Source organism: Sciscionella sediminilitoris (assembly GCF_000737195.2).
Lineage (GTDB): Bacteria > Actinomycetota > Actinomycetes > Mycobacteriales > Pseudonocardiaceae > Sciscionella > Sciscionella sediminilitoris.
Map to the genome: position 1 here is coordinate 129,026 of NZ_JALM01000013.1, position 16,507 is coordinate 145,532.

Annotated in this window: 14 protein-coding genes; 11 read left to right on the top strand and 3 right to left on the bottom strand. The window is 69.3% G+C overall.

From position 1 onward, the window contains the following. The first annotated feature begins 104 nt into the window (after positions 1–104). Both AD72_RS06445 and AD72_RS06450 read left to right on the top strand, forming a co-directional pair. The gene (locus tag AD72_RS06445; protein WP_031465478.1) at positions 105–680 is read left to right on the top strand and encodes a sigma-70 family RNA polymerase sigma factor; all 576 of its coding nucleotides are present in this window, start codon (positions 105–107) and stop codon (positions 678–680) included. Beyond that, entirely contained in the window at positions 680–1,648 is a 969-nt protein-coding gene (locus tag AD72_RS06450) for an anti-sigma-D factor RsdA (RefSeq protein WP_082468787.1), read from the top strand. The genes AD72_RS06445 and AD72_RS06450 overlap by 1 nt, the downstream gene beginning before the upstream one ends. Positions 1,649–1,727: 79 nt before the next feature. On the opposite strand, the gene AD72_RS06455 is transcribed toward AD72_RS06450, so the two are convergent. Further along, entirely contained in the window at positions 1,728–2,138 is a 411-nt protein-coding gene (locus AD72_RS06455; RefSeq protein WP_425480754.1) for a DUF5319 domain-containing protein, read from the bottom strand. Positions 2,139–2,366: 228 nt separating this feature from the next. Between AD72_RS06455 and guaB the strand changes: the two genes are divergently transcribed. The 4 genes from guaB to AD72_RS06475 all read left to right on the top strand — a co-directional run bounded on the left by guaB (position 2,367) and on the right by AD72_RS06475 (position 7,309). Beyond that, on the top strand, positions 2,367–3,833 hold the full coding sequence (gene guaB / locus AD72_RS06460) for an IMP dehydrogenase (protein WP_156365070.1): 1,467 nt from the start codon (positions 2,367–2,369) through the stop codon (positions 3,831–3,833). 79 nt (positions 3,834–3,912) lie between these two features. Beyond that, positions 3,913–5,037 (top strand): GuaB3 family IMP dehydrogenase-related protein, encoded by a 1,125-nt coding sequence (locus tag AD72_RS06465; RefSeq protein WP_031465482.1) that lies wholly within the window; start codon positions 3,913–3,915, stop codon positions 5,035–5,037. After that, a complete protein-coding gene (locus tag AD72_RS06470; protein WP_051898082.1) occupies positions 5,034–5,546 on the top strand; it encodes a GNAT family N-acetyltransferase in 513 nt (170 codons plus the stop codon). The genes AD72_RS06465 and AD72_RS06470 overlap by 4 nt, the downstream gene beginning before the upstream one ends. A 50-nt stretch (positions 5,547–5,596) precedes the next feature. Beyond that, positions 5,597–7,309: a GMC family oxidoreductase gene (locus AD72_RS06475; RefSeq protein WP_031465484.1), complete on the top strand. Its 1,713-nt coding sequence runs from the start codon at positions 5,597–5,599 to the stop codon at positions 7,307–7,309. Between the two features lie 14 nt (positions 7,310–7,323). Here the strand turns inward: AD72_RS06475 and upp are convergent, their stop codons facing one another. Next, positions 7,324–7,947 carry a uracil phosphoribosyltransferase gene (gene upp, locus AD72_RS06480; RefSeq protein ID WP_031465485.1) on the bottom strand — a complete coding sequence of 208 codons (624 nt, stop codon included), beginning with the start codon at positions 7,945–7,947 and terminating at the stop codon, positions 7,324–7,326. 34 nt (positions 7,948–7,981) lie between these two features. Here upp and AD72_RS06485 point away from each other — a divergent pair, with 34 nt between their 5' ends. The 5 genes from AD72_RS06485 to AD72_RS06505 all read left to right on the top strand — a co-directional run bounded on the left by AD72_RS06485 (position 7,982) and on the right by AD72_RS06505 (position 15,276). Next, complete coding sequence (locus tag AD72_RS06485; protein ID WP_063890713.1) at positions 7,982–8,704, top strand: class I SAM-dependent methyltransferase; 723 nt, start codon at positions 7,982–7,984, stop codon at positions 8,702–8,704. Further along, on the top strand, positions 8,701–9,633 hold the full coding sequence (locus tag AD72_RS06490) for a Gfo/Idh/MocA family protein (protein WP_037344993.1): 933 nt from the start codon (positions 8,701–8,703) through the stop codon (positions 9,631–9,633). The genes AD72_RS06485 and AD72_RS06490 overlap by 4 nt, the downstream gene beginning before the upstream one ends. Before the next feature lie 196 nt (positions 9,634–9,829). Then, the gene (locus AD72_RS06495) at positions 9,830–13,489 is read left to right on the top strand and encodes a multifunctional oxoglutarate decarboxylase/oxoglutarate dehydrogenase thiamine pyrophosphate-binding subunit/dihydrolipoyllysine-residue succinyltransferase subunit (protein ID WP_425480756.1); all 3,660 of its coding nucleotides are present in this window, start codon (positions 9,830–9,832) and stop codon (positions 13,487–13,489) included. A gap of 13 nt (positions 13,490–13,502) precedes the next feature. After that, positions 13,503–13,682 carry a DUF6104 family protein gene (locus tag AD72_RS06500; protein WP_020496327.1) on the top strand — a complete coding sequence of 60 codons (180 nt, stop codon included), beginning with the start codon at positions 13,503–13,505 and terminating at the stop codon, positions 13,680–13,682. A gap of 70 nt (positions 13,683–13,752) precedes the next feature. Continuing rightward, complete coding sequence (locus tag AD72_RS06505) at positions 13,753–15,276, top strand: molybdopterin-dependent oxidoreductase (RefSeq protein WP_031465489.1); 1,524 nt, start codon at positions 13,753–13,755, stop codon at positions 15,274–15,276. A gap of 12 nt (positions 15,277–15,288) precedes the next feature. On the opposite strand, the gene hutI is transcribed toward AD72_RS06505, so the two are convergent. Then, positions 15,289–16,437 (bottom strand): imidazolonepropionase, encoded by a 1,149-nt coding sequence (gene hutI / locus AD72_RS06510; RefSeq protein WP_031465490.1) that lies wholly within the window; start codon positions 16,435–16,437, stop codon positions 15,289–15,291. Positions 16,438–16,507 lie beyond the last annotated feature (70 nt).

Below are 16,507 nucleotides of genomic sequence, written 5' to 3' on the forward strand. Positions count from 1 at the left end.
CCCAGCGTGAGCGGGTACGGTGGCGTGAGGCCGGTGCAAGTTGTCGAACGTTCGCACCGGCACATGTCAGGGCTCATTCGGTAACACCGGGACAGTAATCAGCGATGACCACCGCGGGGGACGAACTCGACTCGGTCGTCGGCGCCGCCATCGGCGGCGACAAGGCGGCGCTCGAGCGTCTGTTGGCGACGATTCGTCCCCTGGTCGTGCGCTATTGCCGGGCGCGGGTCGGCCGTTCCGAACGGTCGTTCGTGTCCGCGGACGACGTGGCACAGGAGGTGTGCCTCGCGGTGCTGAAGGCCTTGCCGAGCTATCAGGACCAGGGGCGGCCTTTTCTTGCCTTCGTCTACGGCATCGCCGCTCACAAGGTGGCCGATGCCCATCGATCCGTAGCGCGCAACCGCGCCGATCCGGTAGAAGACGTACCGGACGAACAGGAAACGGACATCGGGCAGCCGGAGGCGGCGGTACTCGCCGAAGAGCTGTCCGCGAGGATGGGTGAGCTCCTGGCCGCCCTTCCGGACAAGCAACGGGAGATCGTCGTGTTGCGCGTGGTGGTTGGGCTTTCCGCCGAGGAGACCGCGGAGGCGGTCGGGTCGACGCCCGGTGCGGTGCGCGTGGCACAACACAGGGCGCTTGCGCGGTTACGCAAGCTCGTCGCTGCGGAGGAGGTCGCCTGATGGTGAAACGCAGGGACAACAGCGGGCGAAGAGACCCCGAACCGGACCCGAGAGCCACCGACAGGACCGGTATGACGGGCGCGGACGAGGCCGGCTCGACGGTCGACCTCTCCGCGCTGCAGGCCGACGACGCGCTGCTGGACGCGCTCGGCAGCGGCGACTCGGAACTGTCCGGGCCGATGTCCCGGCACCGGGTGGACGCGCTGTTGCTCGCCTGGCGTCGGGAGGTGGACGCGGAACCGATCGGTGAACTCGTCGACACCGAGACCGCCGCCCGGGTGGTCACCGAGGCGAACGAGGAGCTCACCGGAAGGGATCGGCGCAAGCGCCGCTTCCTGGTCCCGCTCACCAGTGCGGCCGCGGTGCTGCTCATCGGGTTCACCGTGGTCGGGATCGCCGCCCGCTCCGCGGTACCTGGGGACACGCTGTGGGGCGTCACCCAGGTGCTCTACTCCGACCACGCGACCTCGGTCGAAGCGGCCGCGAACGTGCGCAAGGACCTCGCCCAGGCGAAGGTGGCGCTGCACAGCGGCAACTCGGACCGGTGCCGCGTGATGCTCAACCAGGTCGGTGACTCGCTGCGGGACGTGCGCGACGAGGACGGGCGCAAGCAGCTCTCGGACAGTCGTGAACAGCTCTCCGATCAGCTCGGCGCGCAGGCGAACAAGCCGAACGGAAACGGTTCCCCGGCACGCCCGCCGCAGGGGCCACCGAGCAACGGACAGACCGGAAAGCCGACCATGGTGTCGAGCCCGAATCCGCCGCAGGAGACGAGCAAGCCGGATCCGAGCACGTCACCGGGTACTTCTTCGGGCAACAAGCCGCCGGACACCACCACTCCGCCGCCGACGACCACGCCGAACCCGAGTGGCGGCGGGCACAATCCGAGCAGCCCGGACGACCACTCGCCGAGCGGGGCGACCGAGGGCGGGCGGACCGCTCAGGAACCCGCCGCCCCGGCCACCTGAGCTAGTACGTGAAGAGGGCCCGGACACAGCCACACCACGGCTGGTCCGGGCCCTCTTCGTTCGTCAGGGGCGACGCGGCTCAGTGCGCGTCCGAGTTCTCCGGGACGGTGCGCACCGCGTCCGCGAATCCGCGACAGTAGTCCCAGGTCACGTAGTGCACGGGGTCCGGATCGAAGGCCGGCTCGTGCGGGCGCATCTGCCCGGCCTCGAGGAACTGCTCCAGGCTGGCTCGCAGCAGCTCCCAGTCGTGGTAGTGCGGTTCGGCACAGTCACCGCAGTCGACGACGATGCCCCGCACTCCGCGTGGTTCGAGCAGCGCCTGGTACACGGTCAGATCGGCGAGATCCTCGAGCAGTTCGGCCCGCTCGGTCTCGGAAAGCGGCTCGGTCCGCTCCTCACCGTGGTCCACGGCACCGAGTTCGTTCGCCGGATCCTCGGGATCGTCGGCGAACGGGTCAGGGGGCATCGCATCATACGGCACGAGGTTCACGGTACTCGTTAAGCCGAGGAGCGCCCGCACCGAGTTGCCAATGACACGCCGTCCGGTTTTCGGTGAGCCGGGTCGAATACGATGGGAACCACCGCAGACACCGTGACTACTCCGAAGGCGGGCACACCGGTCATGACCCACGTGGCGTCGAACGTCAACACCGCACCGACGGGTGTCGAGGAGCCGGGATCGGCCCTCGTCGCGAACGATCCGAGCGCGAAGTTCGCCATGCTCGGGCTCACTTTCGACGACGTGCTGCTGCTCCCGGACGAATCGGACCTCATTCCGAGCCAAGCCGACACCTCGACCCGGTTCTCCCGCAACGTCCGGCTCGGTGTGCCGATCGCCTCCGCGGCGATGGACACCGTGACCGAGGGGCGGATGGCCATCGCGATGGCGCGGCTCGGCGGGATCGGCATCCTGCAGCGCAACCTGGCCGCCGAGGAACAGGCCCGCCAGGTCGAGACGGTGAAGCGCTCCGAGGCGGGCATGGTCACCGATCCGGTCACCTGCTCGCCGACCCAGACCCTGGCCGAGGTCGACGCGCTCTGCGCCCAGTACCGCATCTCCGGGCTTCCGGTCACCGATCCGGACGGCACCCTGGTCGGCATCGTCACCAACCGGGACATGCGCTTCGAGGTGGACTACACCCGCCCGGTCGCCGAGGTGATGACCAGGGCACCGCTGGTCACCGCGCAGGTCGGGGTGACCGCCGATGTGGCGCTCGGGCTGCTGCGCAGGCACAAGGTGGAGAAGCTGCCGATCGTCGACGGGGACAACAAGATCCGCGGGCTGATCACCGTCAAGGACTTCGTCAAGACCGAGCAGTACCCGAACGCGACCAAGGACCCGGACGGCAGGCTGCTCTGCGGCGCCGCGGTCGGGGTGGGCGCGGACGCCCATTCGCGGGCGATGGCGCTGGTGGACGCCGGGGCGGATGTGCTGGTCGTGGACACCGCGCACGGGCACTCGCGGGCGGTGTGCGACATGGTGGCCAAGCTCAAGCACGAGTTCGGGGACAGCGTGGACATCGTCGGCGGCAACGTCGGCACCCGGTCCGGGGCCGCGGCACTGGTCGCCGCGGGCGCGGACGGGGTGAAGGTCGGTGTCGGGCCGGGCTCCATCTGCACCACCCGGGTCGTCTCCGGAGTCGGGGTGCCGCAGATCAGCGCCATCTACGAGGCGAACCAGGTGTGCGCGGCCGCGGATGTCCCGGTGATCGCCGACGGTGGCATCCAGTTCTCCGGGGACATCGCCAAGGCCATCGTGGCCGGGGCCTCTTCGGTGATGCTCGGCAGCCTGCTCGCGGGCACCGAGGAATCCCCTGGTGAGCTGATCCTGCACAACGGCAAGCAGTACAAGACCTACCGGGGGATGGGCTCGCTCGGCGCGATGCAGGGCAGGGGACAGGGCAAGTCCTACTCCAAGGACCGTTACTTCCAGGACGACGTGCTCTCCGAGGACAAGCTGGTCCCCGAGGGCATCGAGGGCCGCACCCCGTTCCGCGGGCCGCTCGCCCAGGTGGTGCACCAGCTCGTCGGCGGGCTGCGCTCGGGTATGGGCTACACCGGTTCGGAGACCATCGCCGCGCTGCAGCAGGCGAAGCTGGTGCGGATCACCGCGGCGGGGCTGAAGGAGTCGCACCCGCACGATGTGTCCATGACGGTGGAAGCGCCCAACTACTCGCGCGGCTGACCCCGGCTGGGCGCGTACACTGCCGCGGGGCCGCCGGAGGGCAAGATCCGGGCCGGCCAATGACGAAAGGACAGCCCGCATGCGGGATCAAGTGGAAATCGGCGCGGGCCGCACCGCGACCCGGGCGTACGAGTTCTACGACCTCGACATCGTGCCCTCGCGGCGCACCCGCTCCTCCCGGGATGTGTCGACGGCCTGGCAGATCGACGCCTACCGTTTCGACATCCCGCTGGTCACGCACCCCACCGATGCCACGGTGTCCCCGGAGACGGCCATCCGCATCGGCCGGCTCGGCGGGCTCGGCGTGCTCAACGCCGAGGGCATCTGGGCGCGGCACGCGGAGCCGGAGAAGGCCATCGCGCGGCTGGTGGAGGCCGCGACCGAGGATCCGGCCAAGGCCGTCGGGCTGCTCCAGGAGCTGCACGCCGCCCCGATCCAGGAGAACCTGCTGACCGAGGCCGTGCGCACGGTGCGCGAGGCAGGGGTCACCGTGGCCGCCCGGGTCTCCCCGCAGCACGCGGCCGAGGTCACCCCGGTACTGCTCGCCGCGGGGGTCGAACTGCTCGTCGTGCAGGGCACCATCGTGTCCGCGGAGCACGTCTCCGCCGGGCGCCAGCCGCTCAACCTCAAGGACTTCATCGGTGAGCTCGATGTCCCGGTGATCGCGGGCGGGGTCAGCGACTACCGCACCGCCATGCACCTGATGCGGACCGGGGCCGCCGGGGTGATCGTCGGCTACGGCGAGCTCACCGGGGTCACCACCACCGGAGACGTGCTCGGTATCGGCATCCCGATGGCCACCGCCGTCGCCGAGGCCGCCGCGGCGCGCCGGGACTACCTCGACGAGACCGGCGGGCGCTACGTGCACGTGCTCGCGGACGGTTCGATGGACAGCAGCGGGGATATCGCCAAGGCCATCGCCTGCGGCGCCGACGCGGTCATGCTCGGCGCGCAGCTCGCCGCGGCCGATGAGTCACCCGCGAGCGGGTGGTACTGGACCCCGTCCGCCGCGCACCCGTCCATGCCGCGCAGCGGGGTCTGCCGGACGGACCGGCTCGCCCCGCTCGAGCAGCTGCTCTACGGGCCGACCACGGATCCGAGCGGGGACTCCAACCTGTTCGGCGCGCTGCGCAGGGCCATGGCCAAGACCGGGTACTCCGACCTCAAGGAGTTCCAGAAGGTCGGTCTGGCGGTCCGTGGTTGACCACCGCCGCCATCGAGGGGTACGGGCTGCGGTTCACCGAGTACACCGACGAGGATCGCGGCTATCTGCAGGCGGTCGGTGACGGCCTGTTCGACGTGGACAACGATCCGCGCCCGCTTCCGGTCGGTGCGGAGGGCGGGGCGTTCACCATCCGGCGTGACGACGTGCCGGAACCGCTCGGTGCGGTCAGCTGGGTGGCGATGCTGCACGGGCCCAGCTACCCGTGCCTCGCCTACAACATCGGAATCGTGCTCGCCCCAGCCGCGCGTGGCCGCGGGATCGGTACCGCCGCGCAACGGCTGCTCCTGGAGTACCTGTTCGCCTATACCGATGTGTACCGGATCGAAGCCAGCACCGATGTGGACAACCTCGCCGAACAGCGCTGCCTGGAGCGGATCGGGATGTGCCGCGAGGGTGTGCTGCGCGGTGCCCAGCTGCGCGCCGGAATACGTCGTGACGTGGTGCTTTACGCCGTGCTGCGCGAGGACCCCGCCATCACGGGGGAGTAGCGGCGGACAAGAACTTACTACTAGTCAGAAACATGGTTTAGTATCGGCGCATGACTGCGCGCACCACCACAGCTGCTGGGCACGACTACGACGTGGTCGTCGTGGGTTCCGGGTTCGGCGGGAGCGTCGCCGCGCTGCGGCTGACCGAGAAGGGGTACCGGGTCGCCGTGCTCGAGGCGGGCAGGCGATTCTCCGATGCCGACTTCGCCAAGACCTCCTGGCAGCTGCGCGACTACCTGTACGCCCCACAGCTCGGGTGCTATGGCATCCAGCGCATCCACCTGCTCAAGGACGTGATGGTGCTCGCGGGGGCCGGGGTCGGCGGTGGCTCGCTGGTCTACGCAAACACCCTCTACCGGCCGCTCGAGCAGTTCTACGCCGACCGGCAGTGGGCGCACATCACCGACTGGCGCGCGGAACTCGAGCCGTACTACGACCAGGCCTCGCGCATGCTCGGGGTGGTCACGAACCCGACCATCACCCCCTCCGACGAGGTCATGCGCAAGGTCGCCGCGGACATGGGGATCTCGGACACCTTCCACGCCACCCCGGTCGGGGTGTTCTTCGGGGAACCGGGCAAGCCCGCGAGTGACCCGTATTTCGGCGGCGAGGGCCCGGAACGCACCGGCTGCACCGAATGCGGCTCGTGCATGACCGGCTGCCGGGTCGGGGCGAAGAACACCCTGATGAAGAACTACCTGCATCTCGCCGAGCAGCGTGGCGCGAAGATCATCCCGATGACCACGGTCACCGGACTGAACCATCGCGAGGGCGGCGGCTGGGACATCGACGTGCGCAAGACCGGGACCCATACGAAACGATTCCGCACCACGATCAGCGCGGGCCAGGTCGTGCTCGCCGCGGGGACCTGGGGAACCCAGCGGCTACTGCACAGCATGGCCGACCAGGGCAGGCTTCCCCGGCTCTCCCGCAAACTCGGCGAACTGACCAGGACGAATTCCGAGGCGATCATCGGGGCCGGGCGCATGAACGTGGACCCGGAACACGACTACAGCCAAGGGGTGGCGATCACCTCCTCGATCCACCCCGACGATCGCACGCACATCGAGCCGGTCCGCTACGGCAAGGGAAGCAACGCGATGGCGCTGTTGCAGACCCTGGCCACCGACGGGGATCTGGACGAACCGCGCTGGCGCCAGGCCCTGCGCACGGCGATCGCCGAACCCGCGAAGGTACTGCGGTTGCTGCAGCCACGGCACTGGAGCGAGCGCACCATCATCCTGCTCGTCATGCAGAGCCTGGACAATTCCATCACCACGTACCTGAAACGCGGCTGGTTCGGCAAAAAGGTGTACACCTCGAAACAGGGACACGGCGAACCCAATCCGAGTTTCATTCCGGCGGGGCACCAGGCGAATCTGCGCACCGCCGAACACATCGGCGGATTCGCGGGCGGTACCTGGGGAGAATTGTTCGACATTCCGCTCACCGCGCATTTCATCGGCGGCTGCCCGATCGGAGCCGATGCCGAGCACGGGGTGATCGACGCCTACCACCGCGCCTACGGCTACCCCGATATGTCCATTGTGGACGGTTCGACGATCTCCGCCAACCTCGGCGTGAACCCCTCGCTGACGATCACCGCGCAGGCCGAGCGCGCCTTCGCGTACTGGCCCAACAAGGGCGAGGTGGATCCCCGGCCGGAGCAGGCGAGCGGATACCTGCGCATCGCCCCGGTTGCGCCGAACCACCCGGCCGTTCCCGAAGCCGCTCCCGGGGCCCTGCGCCTGCCGCTGGTCTGACGCTCGCGGTCGGTCTACCGCTCGCCGTACTGGCGGTCCCCGGCATCCCCGAGCCCGGGAACGATGAATCCGGACTCGTTGAGCCGTTCGTCCACGCTCGCTGTGACCAGGCGAACCGGAAGCCCGGTCTCCTCGAGCACCGCGATGCCCTCGGGGGCGGCGACGGCGCACACGGCGGTGATGTCGGTGGCCCCGCGCTTGGCGAGCAGCTCGAGGGTGTGCCGCATGGATCCGCCGGTGGCCAGCATCGGATCGAGCACGAGCACCGGGGTTGCGGCGAGGTCCTGGGGCAGGGATTCCAGGTAGGGCACCGGATTCAGGGTGGTCTCGTCGCGGGCGAGCCCGACGAATCCCATCTGGGCGCCGGGAATGAGTTTGTGTGCCTCGTCGGCCATGCCGAGCCCGGCGCGCAGGATGGGCACCAGCAACGGCGGGGTGCTCAGCCGGTGTCCCTCGGTGCGCGCGACGGGGGTGTGAATGCGCTCCGCGGTGACCGGAGCTTCCCGCATCGCTTCGTAGATCAGCATCATGGTCAGCTCGTGCAGCGCGTGCCGGAAGGCGGAGCTGCCGGTGCGCGCATCGCGCATGGTGGTCAGCCGGGCCTTGGCGAGCGGATGGTCGACGACGGAGACGTGCATAGCGGACACCGTAATGCAGCCGTAGCCTTGGCACATGACAGCCAGGGCCGATGACGCGATGGCGACCGTGCTCGAACTGCTGCGTGAGCCGCCCGCGGAACCGGACACCGGTTCCGGATATCTCGATCTGCTCGGCAGCACCGAATCGGCGGCTGGACCGGTACAGCGGTTGTGGGAATCGGGACCGGGCGCCTCGGGATACGAGCGGCTGGCCGCATTGGTGCGCACGGTGTTCCCCGCGGTACGGCCGCGCGTCGGGGAATTGCGGCTCACCGGAGGGCAGCGGGTGCTCGACATCGGCACCGGTCCCGGGCAGGTGACCGGGGAACTGGCGCGACTGGTCGGTCCCCGGGGACTCGTTGTCGGGCTGGACCTCTCGGTTCCGATGCTGCGCCGCGCGGCCGGAACCGCCGCGCCCAACACCGCCTTCGTGCGCGCGGACGCGACCGGGTTGCCGTTCCGGGACGCGGTGTTCGACGCGGTGCACTCGGCTTACACGATCCAGTTGGTGCGCGAGGGCGCCGCGATGCTCGCGGAAATGGCGCGGGTGCTGCGTCCCGGCGGACGGCTCTGCGTGCTCGCGCCCGGTGTCGCGCGGCCGAACGAACGGGTGCGCGGTGGTCTCGAACGGAGTGGGAAACTGTGGCTGCGGCCGGCGGCGGAACTCGCCGAACTGGCTCGGGAGGCCGGACTGAGCGAGGTACGGGGGAGTTCGCACATGGTGAGTCAACTGGTGACGGCGAGCAGACCACGGTGAGGTTCGGAATACTCGGCGCCGCCCCGTTCGCGCGGCGCACCCTGATCGAACCGGCCAAGGCCTGCCCGGATGTGGAGGTGCACGCGGTCGCCGCCCGGGATCGCGCGCGGGCCGGGGACTTCGCGGCGAAACACGGAATACCGCACGTGGCCGGGGATTACCGGGCGTTGCTCGCCGATGACGGGATCGACGCTGTGTACCTGCCGCTGCCGAACGACCGGCATGCGGAGTGGGTGCGGGCCGCGCTCGAAGCGGGCAAACACGTACTGTGCGAGCGGCCGCTGGCTACCGGGGAAGACATTGTGCGCGAGCTGGCGAAGCTCGCCGCTGACAACGGGCTCGTGCTGACCGAGAACCTGCCGCAGCGGTACCACCCGCTGGTACGCGCGGCGCGCACGGTGCTCGATTCCGGTGAACTCGGTGTGGTGCGCAAGATCGTGCTCTCGGCCGGTATGCCGGGAAAACGGCGCGGCCCGGTGGTGCACGGCCTCGGTTACGAGGCGGTGGACCTGTTGCGGGTGCTCGCCCGCGCGGAGACCGAGGGCGAACCGGAACCGCGTTCGGCCCGCGGCGGGAACCGCTCGATGCACGCGCGGCTGCGGCTCGCCGGTGGCGGGCGGGCCGTGCTGCGCGCGGCGAACTGGCGGCTCGCGCTGCCACGGCCGGTGACCCACGTGTACGCGGCCGAAGGCGAGCTGCGGCTGATCAATCCGTTCGCCCCGCACCTCGGCCACCAGCTCGCCGTGCTGCTCGGGGACACCAGGACGGTGCGGCATTTCCCGCGCAGGACCGCTTACAGCTATCAGCTGGACGCCTTCGTGCGCGCGGCGAAGGCGGCGGAACCCGAGGCGCTCGTCCCACTGGGCGAGACGGCGGCGACGGTTCGCATCCTGGACGCCCTGTACCGGTCAGTAGGAGGGAAAGAGTGAAGTTCCCGTAGCGGTAAGGTTGTGAGATATCACGCTACGGAGTAATCCGACCAGGTATGAAAGCGCGGACAGAAGCGTCTAACCTGGGAGACGGTGTGTCAATCACGTACGAATAGATGGATCGAGGCGAGCGTCAGCCGTGACCACCAGCGGTACTGCGTCCCAGTTCGGCCCCAATGAGTGGCTGGTCGAGGAAATGTACGACCGGTTCCTTGCCGACCCCGCGTCGGTAGACCCCGCTTGGCACGAATTCTTCGCGGACTACAAGCCAAACCAGAACGGTGCGAGCGCTGCGCGGCAGGCTCCGGCGAACGGGCAGGAAGCCCCGCCGCAACCGAAGCAACAGCAGGCTCCAGCCGCGCCCAAGCCGGAGGTACAGCAGCCGAACAAGGCGCCGAGCCAGGCCGCACCCAGCCAGGCCGCTTCCGGCCAGGCCGCGCCGAGCAAGCCGGCCAAGCCCGCTCCGGCCGAGGCCGCCAAGGCCGCTCCGGTCAAGGAGAGCAAGGGCGAGGAGCGCAAGCCGCTGCGCGGCCCGGCCGCCGCGATCGCCAAGAACATGGAGGCCTCGCTCGAGCTGCCGACCGCGACCAGTGTGCGCGCGGTTCCCGCGAAACTACTCGCGGACAACCGCATCGTGATCAACAACCACCTCAAGCGCACCCGCGGCGGCAAGGTCTCGTTCACCCATCTCATCGGATACGCGATGGTCCGTGCGCTGGCCAGCTACCCGAACATGAACCGGCACTACGGCACCGACGAAAAGGGCAAGCCGGTCGCGATCACTCCCGAGAACATCAACCTCGGGCTCGCCATCGACCTCCCGGCCAAGGACGGTGGCCGCAACCTCGTCGTCGCCTCGATCAAGAACTGCGAGAACAAGACCTTCGTGCAGTTCTGGCAGGCCTACGAGGAGATCGTGCGCAAGGCGCGGGACGGCAAGCTCGGCGCCGACGACTTCGCGGGCACCACGATCTCGCTGACCAACCCGGGCGGTATCGGCACCAACCACTCGGTGCCGCGGCTGTCCGTCGGCCAGGGCGCGATCATCGGTGTCGGCGCGATGGAGTACCCGGCGCACTTCCAGGGCTCCAGCGAGAAGGCGCTCGTCGAGATGGGCGTCTCCAAGATCATCACGCTCACCTCGACCTACGACCACCGCATCATCCAGGGCGCCGAGTCCGGTGAGTACCTGAAGCTGATCCACGAGCTGCTGCTCGGCGGGGACAACTTCTACGACGACATCTTCACCTCGCTGCGGCTGCCCTACGAGCCGGTGCGCTGGGTGCAGGACATCCCGGAAGGCGCGGTGGACAAGACCGCGCGGGTGCTCGAGCTGATCGACGCCTACCGGACCCGCGGGCACCTGATGGCCGACATCGACCCGCTCAACTACCGGCAGCGGCACCACGAGGACCTGGACATCCTCCAGCACGGGCTGACCCTGTGGGACCTGGACCGGGAGTTCCCGGTCGGCGGGTTCGCGGGCAAGGAGTTCATGCCGCTGCGCGACATTCTCGGAGTACTGCGCAACTCCTACTGCCGCACCATCGGCGTGGAGTACATGCACATCCTCTCGCCGAACGAGCGGCGCTGGCTGCAGGAACGGGTCGAGGTCACCCACGACAAGCCGGAAACCGCGGTCCAGAAGTACATCCTGTCCAAGCTGAACGCGGCCGAGGCGTTCGAGACCTTCCTGCAGACGAAGTACGTCGGGCAGAAGCGGTTCTCCCTCGAAGGCGGCGAGACCGTGATCGCGCTGCTGGACGCGGTGCTCGACTCGGCTGCCGAGTACGACTACGACGAGGTCGTCATCGGCATGGCCCACCGCGGTCGGCTCAACGTGCTGGCGAACATCGTCGGCAAACCGGTCGCGCAGATCTTCCGGGAGTTCGAGGGCAACCTGGATCCCGGGCAGGCGCACGGCTCCGGCGACGTGAAGTACCACCTGGGCGCCGAGGGCAAGTACTTCCGGATGTTCGGTGACGGAGAGGTGCGCGTCTCGCTCGCCTCGAATCCCTCGCACCTGGAGACCGTGGACCCGGTGCTCGAGGGCATCGTGCGCGCGAAGCAGGACTACCTGGACAAGGGACAGGGCGCGTTCACCGTCATGCCGGTCGCGATCCACGGGGACGCGGCGTTCGCGGGTCAGGGCGTGGTCGCCGAGACGCTGAACCTGGCGCTGCTGCGCGGTTACCGTACCGGCGGCACCGTGCACGTGATCATCAACAACCAGGTCGGGTTCACCACCGCGCCGGAGGCGGCCCGTTCCTCGCAGTACTCCACCGATGTGGCGAAGATGATCGGCGCGCCGGTCTTCCACGTCAACGGGGACGACCCGGAGGCCTGCTACTGGGTCGCCAAGCTCGCCGTGGAGTACCGCAAGGCGTTCAACAAGGACGTCGTGATCGACATGGTGTGCTACCGCCGCCGCGGGCACAACGAGGGCGACGATCCCTCGATGACCCAGCCGGCGATGTACGAGATCATCGACGCCAAGCGCAGCGTTCGGAAGACCTACACCGAGGCGCTGATCGGCCGCGGCGACATCACCGTGCAGGACGCGGAGAACGCGCTCAAGGACTTCTCCTCGCAGCTCGAGCACGTGTTCAACGAGGTGCGCGAGCTGGAGAAACATCCGGCCGAGGTCTCGCCATCGGTGGAGTCCGAGCAGGCGATGCCGAGCAAGGTGCCGACCGCGGTCTCCCGCGATCTGCTCACCGCGATCGGGGACAGCTTCATCAACGTGCCCGAGGGATTCGCCTTGCACAGCAGGGTGAAACCGGTGATGGAGCGACGCGCGAAGATGGCCCGCGAGGGCGACATCGACTGGGCCTTCGCGGAGCTGCTCGCGTTCGGCTCGATCGTGTCCGAGGGCCGGTTCGTGCGGCTGGCCGGTCAGGACTCCCGGCGTGGCACGTTCACCCAGCGGCACGCCATCGCCATCGATCGCAAGAACGGTGCCGAGTACAACCCGCTGGCCACCCTGCACGGGGACAACGGCGGCAAGTTCCTCGCCTACGACTCGGCGCTTTCCGAGTACGCCGCGATGGGCTTCGAATACGGCTACTCGGTGGCCAACCCGGAGGCCATGGTGCTCTGGGAAGCGCAGTTCGGCGACTTCGCCAACACCGCGCAGGCAGTCATCGACGAGTTCATCTCCTCCTCCGAGGCCAAGTGGGGCCAGCGCTCCGATGTGGTGCTGCTGCTCCCGCACGGCGCCGAAGGGCAGGGGCCGGACCACAGCTCCGGACGCATCGAGCGGTACCTTCAGCTGTGCGCCGAGGGCTCGATGACGGTCTCCATGCCGTCCACCCCGGCGAACTACTTCCATCTGCTCCGCAGGCACGTGCTCGACGGGGTCTCCCGCCCGCTCATCGTGTTCACCCCGAAGCAGTTGCTGCGCAACAAGGCCTGTGTGTCCGCGGTGGACGACTTCACCGGTGGCTCGAAGTTCCACTCGGTGCTCGACGACCCGACCGCGCCCGATCCGGCCGGGGTGCGCAAGGTGGTGCTCACCTCCGGCAAGCTCTACTACGAGCTGGCCAAGGAGCGCGCCTCGCGCGGCAGCACCGATGTGGCGATCCTGCGCCTCGAGCAGTACTACCCGCTGCCCGAGCGCAAGCTCGCCGCGGCCATCGACCGCTACCCGAACCGGCAGTCGGTGGTGTGGGCCCAGGAGGAGCCCGCCAACCAGGGCGCCTGGCCGTTCCTCGGGCTGCACCTTCCCGAGAAGCTGCCCGAGCAGTGCGGCGGGATTCAGCGGGTGTCGCGGCGGCCGATGTCCGCCCCGGCCTCCGGCTCGGTCAAGGTGCACGAGGTGGAGCAGGCCAAGATCATCGAGCAGGCGTTCTCCTGATCCGGGACGGGTCGTGTACTTCACCGATCGAGGAATCGAGGAGCTCGAAGCCAGGCGTGGTGCCGAGGAGGTCAGCCTCGCCTGGCTGGCCGAGCGGTTGCGCGCCTTCGTCGATGCGAACCCGGAGTTCGAGACCGCGGTGGAACGCCTCGCGACCTTCCTCGCCCGCGAGGACGAGGACATCGAGGAATAGCCGCCTCTCGTAAGGCACTCGTAAGGCCGTTTCCCGCCTGGTCGTCGGGAAACGGCCTTACGCTTGCCCTGTGGATTCTCCAACCGGCCGCATACGGTTCGCCCTGATCGGCCTGCTCGCCGCGGCCGCCGCGCTCGGGGCCGGGCAGTTGGTCGCCGGTTTTCTCGGGCCCGGGTACGGACCGCTGACCGTGGTCGGTGACGCAGCGGTCGACCTGAGCCCGCAACCGCTCAAGGAATGGGCGATCCGCGCGTTCGGGGAATCTGACAAGACGGTCCTGTTCGCCGGGGCGGCCGTGGTGCTCGCCGCCGCTGCGGTGCTCGCCGGTCTCGGTTCGCGGCGCCGATCCGGATTCGGTTTCGCGGTCATCGGGTTGTTCGGGATGGCCGGTCTCGCCGCGGGGATCGCCGAACGCGGGGCGCGCGGAGCGATCGCGCCCCTGGTCGCCGTGATCGCCGGGCTCGCCGTGTTCGGCCTGCTGCGCGCCGCCGCGGTGTCGAACCGGGTGGAACCCAGCATCGGGCGCAGGCGGTTCCTGCTCGGTTCGGTCGGGGTCGGCGCGGGTGCCGCCGTGGCCTGGTTCGTCGGTGACACATTGGCCGGGGCAGGAGACACTCAGCGTTCCCGGCTCGCGGTCGGCTCGCTGCGGCCGCGCACGCCCGCGCCACCGATCCCCGCGGGCGCGGACTTCGCCGGTTCCGGAACGCCGCGGTTCATCACGCCGAATCCGGAGTTCTACCGGATCGACACCGCGCTTTCCGTGCCCGCCATGCGTGCCGAGGACTACCGGCTGCGGGTGCACGGCATGGTGGAGCGTGAACTCGAACTCGGCTACGAGGATCTGCGCGAGCGCGGGCTCGTCGCGAAGACGATCACCATGACCTGTGTTTCCAACGAGGTCGGCGGCGAATACATCTCCACCGCCACCTTCGTCGGGGTACCCATTCACGAGGTGCTCACCGAAGCGGGGATCCGGCCCGGCGCCCAGCAGGTGTTCAGCACCAGCGCGGACGGATTCACCGCGGGCACCCCCTTGGATGTGCTGCACGATCCGCGGCGGGGTGCGCTGCTCGCGCTCGGCATGAACGGGGAACCGCTGCCCGCCGAGCACGGTTTCCCGGTCCGGATGGTCACTCCGGGCCTGTACGGCTACGTCTCGGCGACCAAGTGGCTCGTGGATCTGGAGATCACCACGTTCGCCAAACAGGCCTACTGGGAACAGCGCGGCTGGGGAAAATGGGGGCCGATCAAGACCGAATCGCGGATCGACCGCCCGCGTGCGGGGGAGCGGGTACCCGAAGGCCGGACGATGCTGGCCGGGATCGCCTGGGCCCAGCACACCGGGATCGAGGCCGTCGAGGTGCGGGTGGACGGCGGACCGTGGCAGTGCGCGCAGCTCTCCACCGAGGTCAGCGCGGACACCTGGCGGATGTGGCGGATCCCGGTCGAACTCGGCCGCGGGGAACACACCATCCAGTGCCGGGCCACCGACAGGTCCGGGTACACCCAGACCGAGGCGCGCGCCGATCCGGTGCCGGATGGGGCGACGGGCTGGCACACGGTTCTGGTCACCGCGGACCCCGCGAACCGGTAGTGCGCGTGATGTTCAGCGTTCGCGGGTTCCGGTGCGCCACACCGCCCAGGTCAGCGGGACTCCGGGGCGGTAGGCGAGGTGGGTGATCGAGGGCGCGTCGAGCACGTGCACATCGGCCCGCGCGCCAGGGCGGAGCACGCCGACGTCGGTGCGCCGTAGCGCTCGCGCCCCGCCCGCGGTGGCGGACCACACGGCCTCGGCGACGCTCATCCGCAGCTGCAGCACGGCGGTGGTGACGCAGAAGGCCATGGATGTGGTGTAGCTGGATCCGGGGTTGCAGTTGGCGGCGAGCGCGACGGTGGCTCCGGCGTCGAGCAGGGCCCGTGCCGGTGCGTTGGCCTGCCGAGTGGAAAGGTCGCAGGCGGGCAGGATGGTGGCCACGGTGTCGCTCGAGGCCAGAGCGTCCACATCGGACTGTGCGAGGTAGGTGCAGTGGTCGACGCTCGCAGCGCCGAGTTCCACGGCGAGGCGCACCCCGGGGCCCTCGCCGAGCTGGTTTCCGTGCACCCGCAGGCCGAGCCCTTTTCGTTGTGCGGCAAGCAGAATCCGCCGGGACTGGTCCTCGTCGAACGCGCCGCGCTCGCAGAACACATCCGCCCAGCGCGCGTACGGGGCGACCGCGTCGAGCATCGGGCCGGTCACGGTGTCCACATAGGACTCGGCTTCGGTTTCCGCGGGCACGAGGTGCGCGCCGAGGTAGGTGAGCTCGTCGACGAGCCCGGCGGCGAGCCGCGCTTCCCGTTCCTCTTCCTCGGTGGTGAGACCGTAGCCGGTCTTGGTCTCGATGCAGGTGGTTCCCTGGCTGACGGCTTCGGTGACCAGCCTGCGCAGGTTCGCCGTGAGTTCGGCGTCGTCGGCCGCGCGGGTGGCCGCGACGGTGGTGAGGATCCCGCCCGCGCTGTAGGACTGCCCGGCCATGCGCGCGGCGAATTCCGCGGTGCGGTCCCCGGCGAACACCATGTGCGAGTGGCTGTCCACCCAGCCGGGCAGTACGGCCCGCCCCTCGACGTCCACGCGCACATCGGCCTCCGGTGCCGCGCACGCCGCGCCGACCCAGGCGATCCGCTCCCCGTCGAGCACGAGCGCGGCGTCGGTGCGCGAGCCCAGCTCGGGGTCGTGGGTGGTGAGCTCACCGATGCCGGTGATCAGGGTGGAGGTCATGAGAGGCGGTCCTTCCTGAGCATCGTAGGGAGCGCCAGCGAGTGAGCCTGCGAAGGCGCCGATCGAGTGA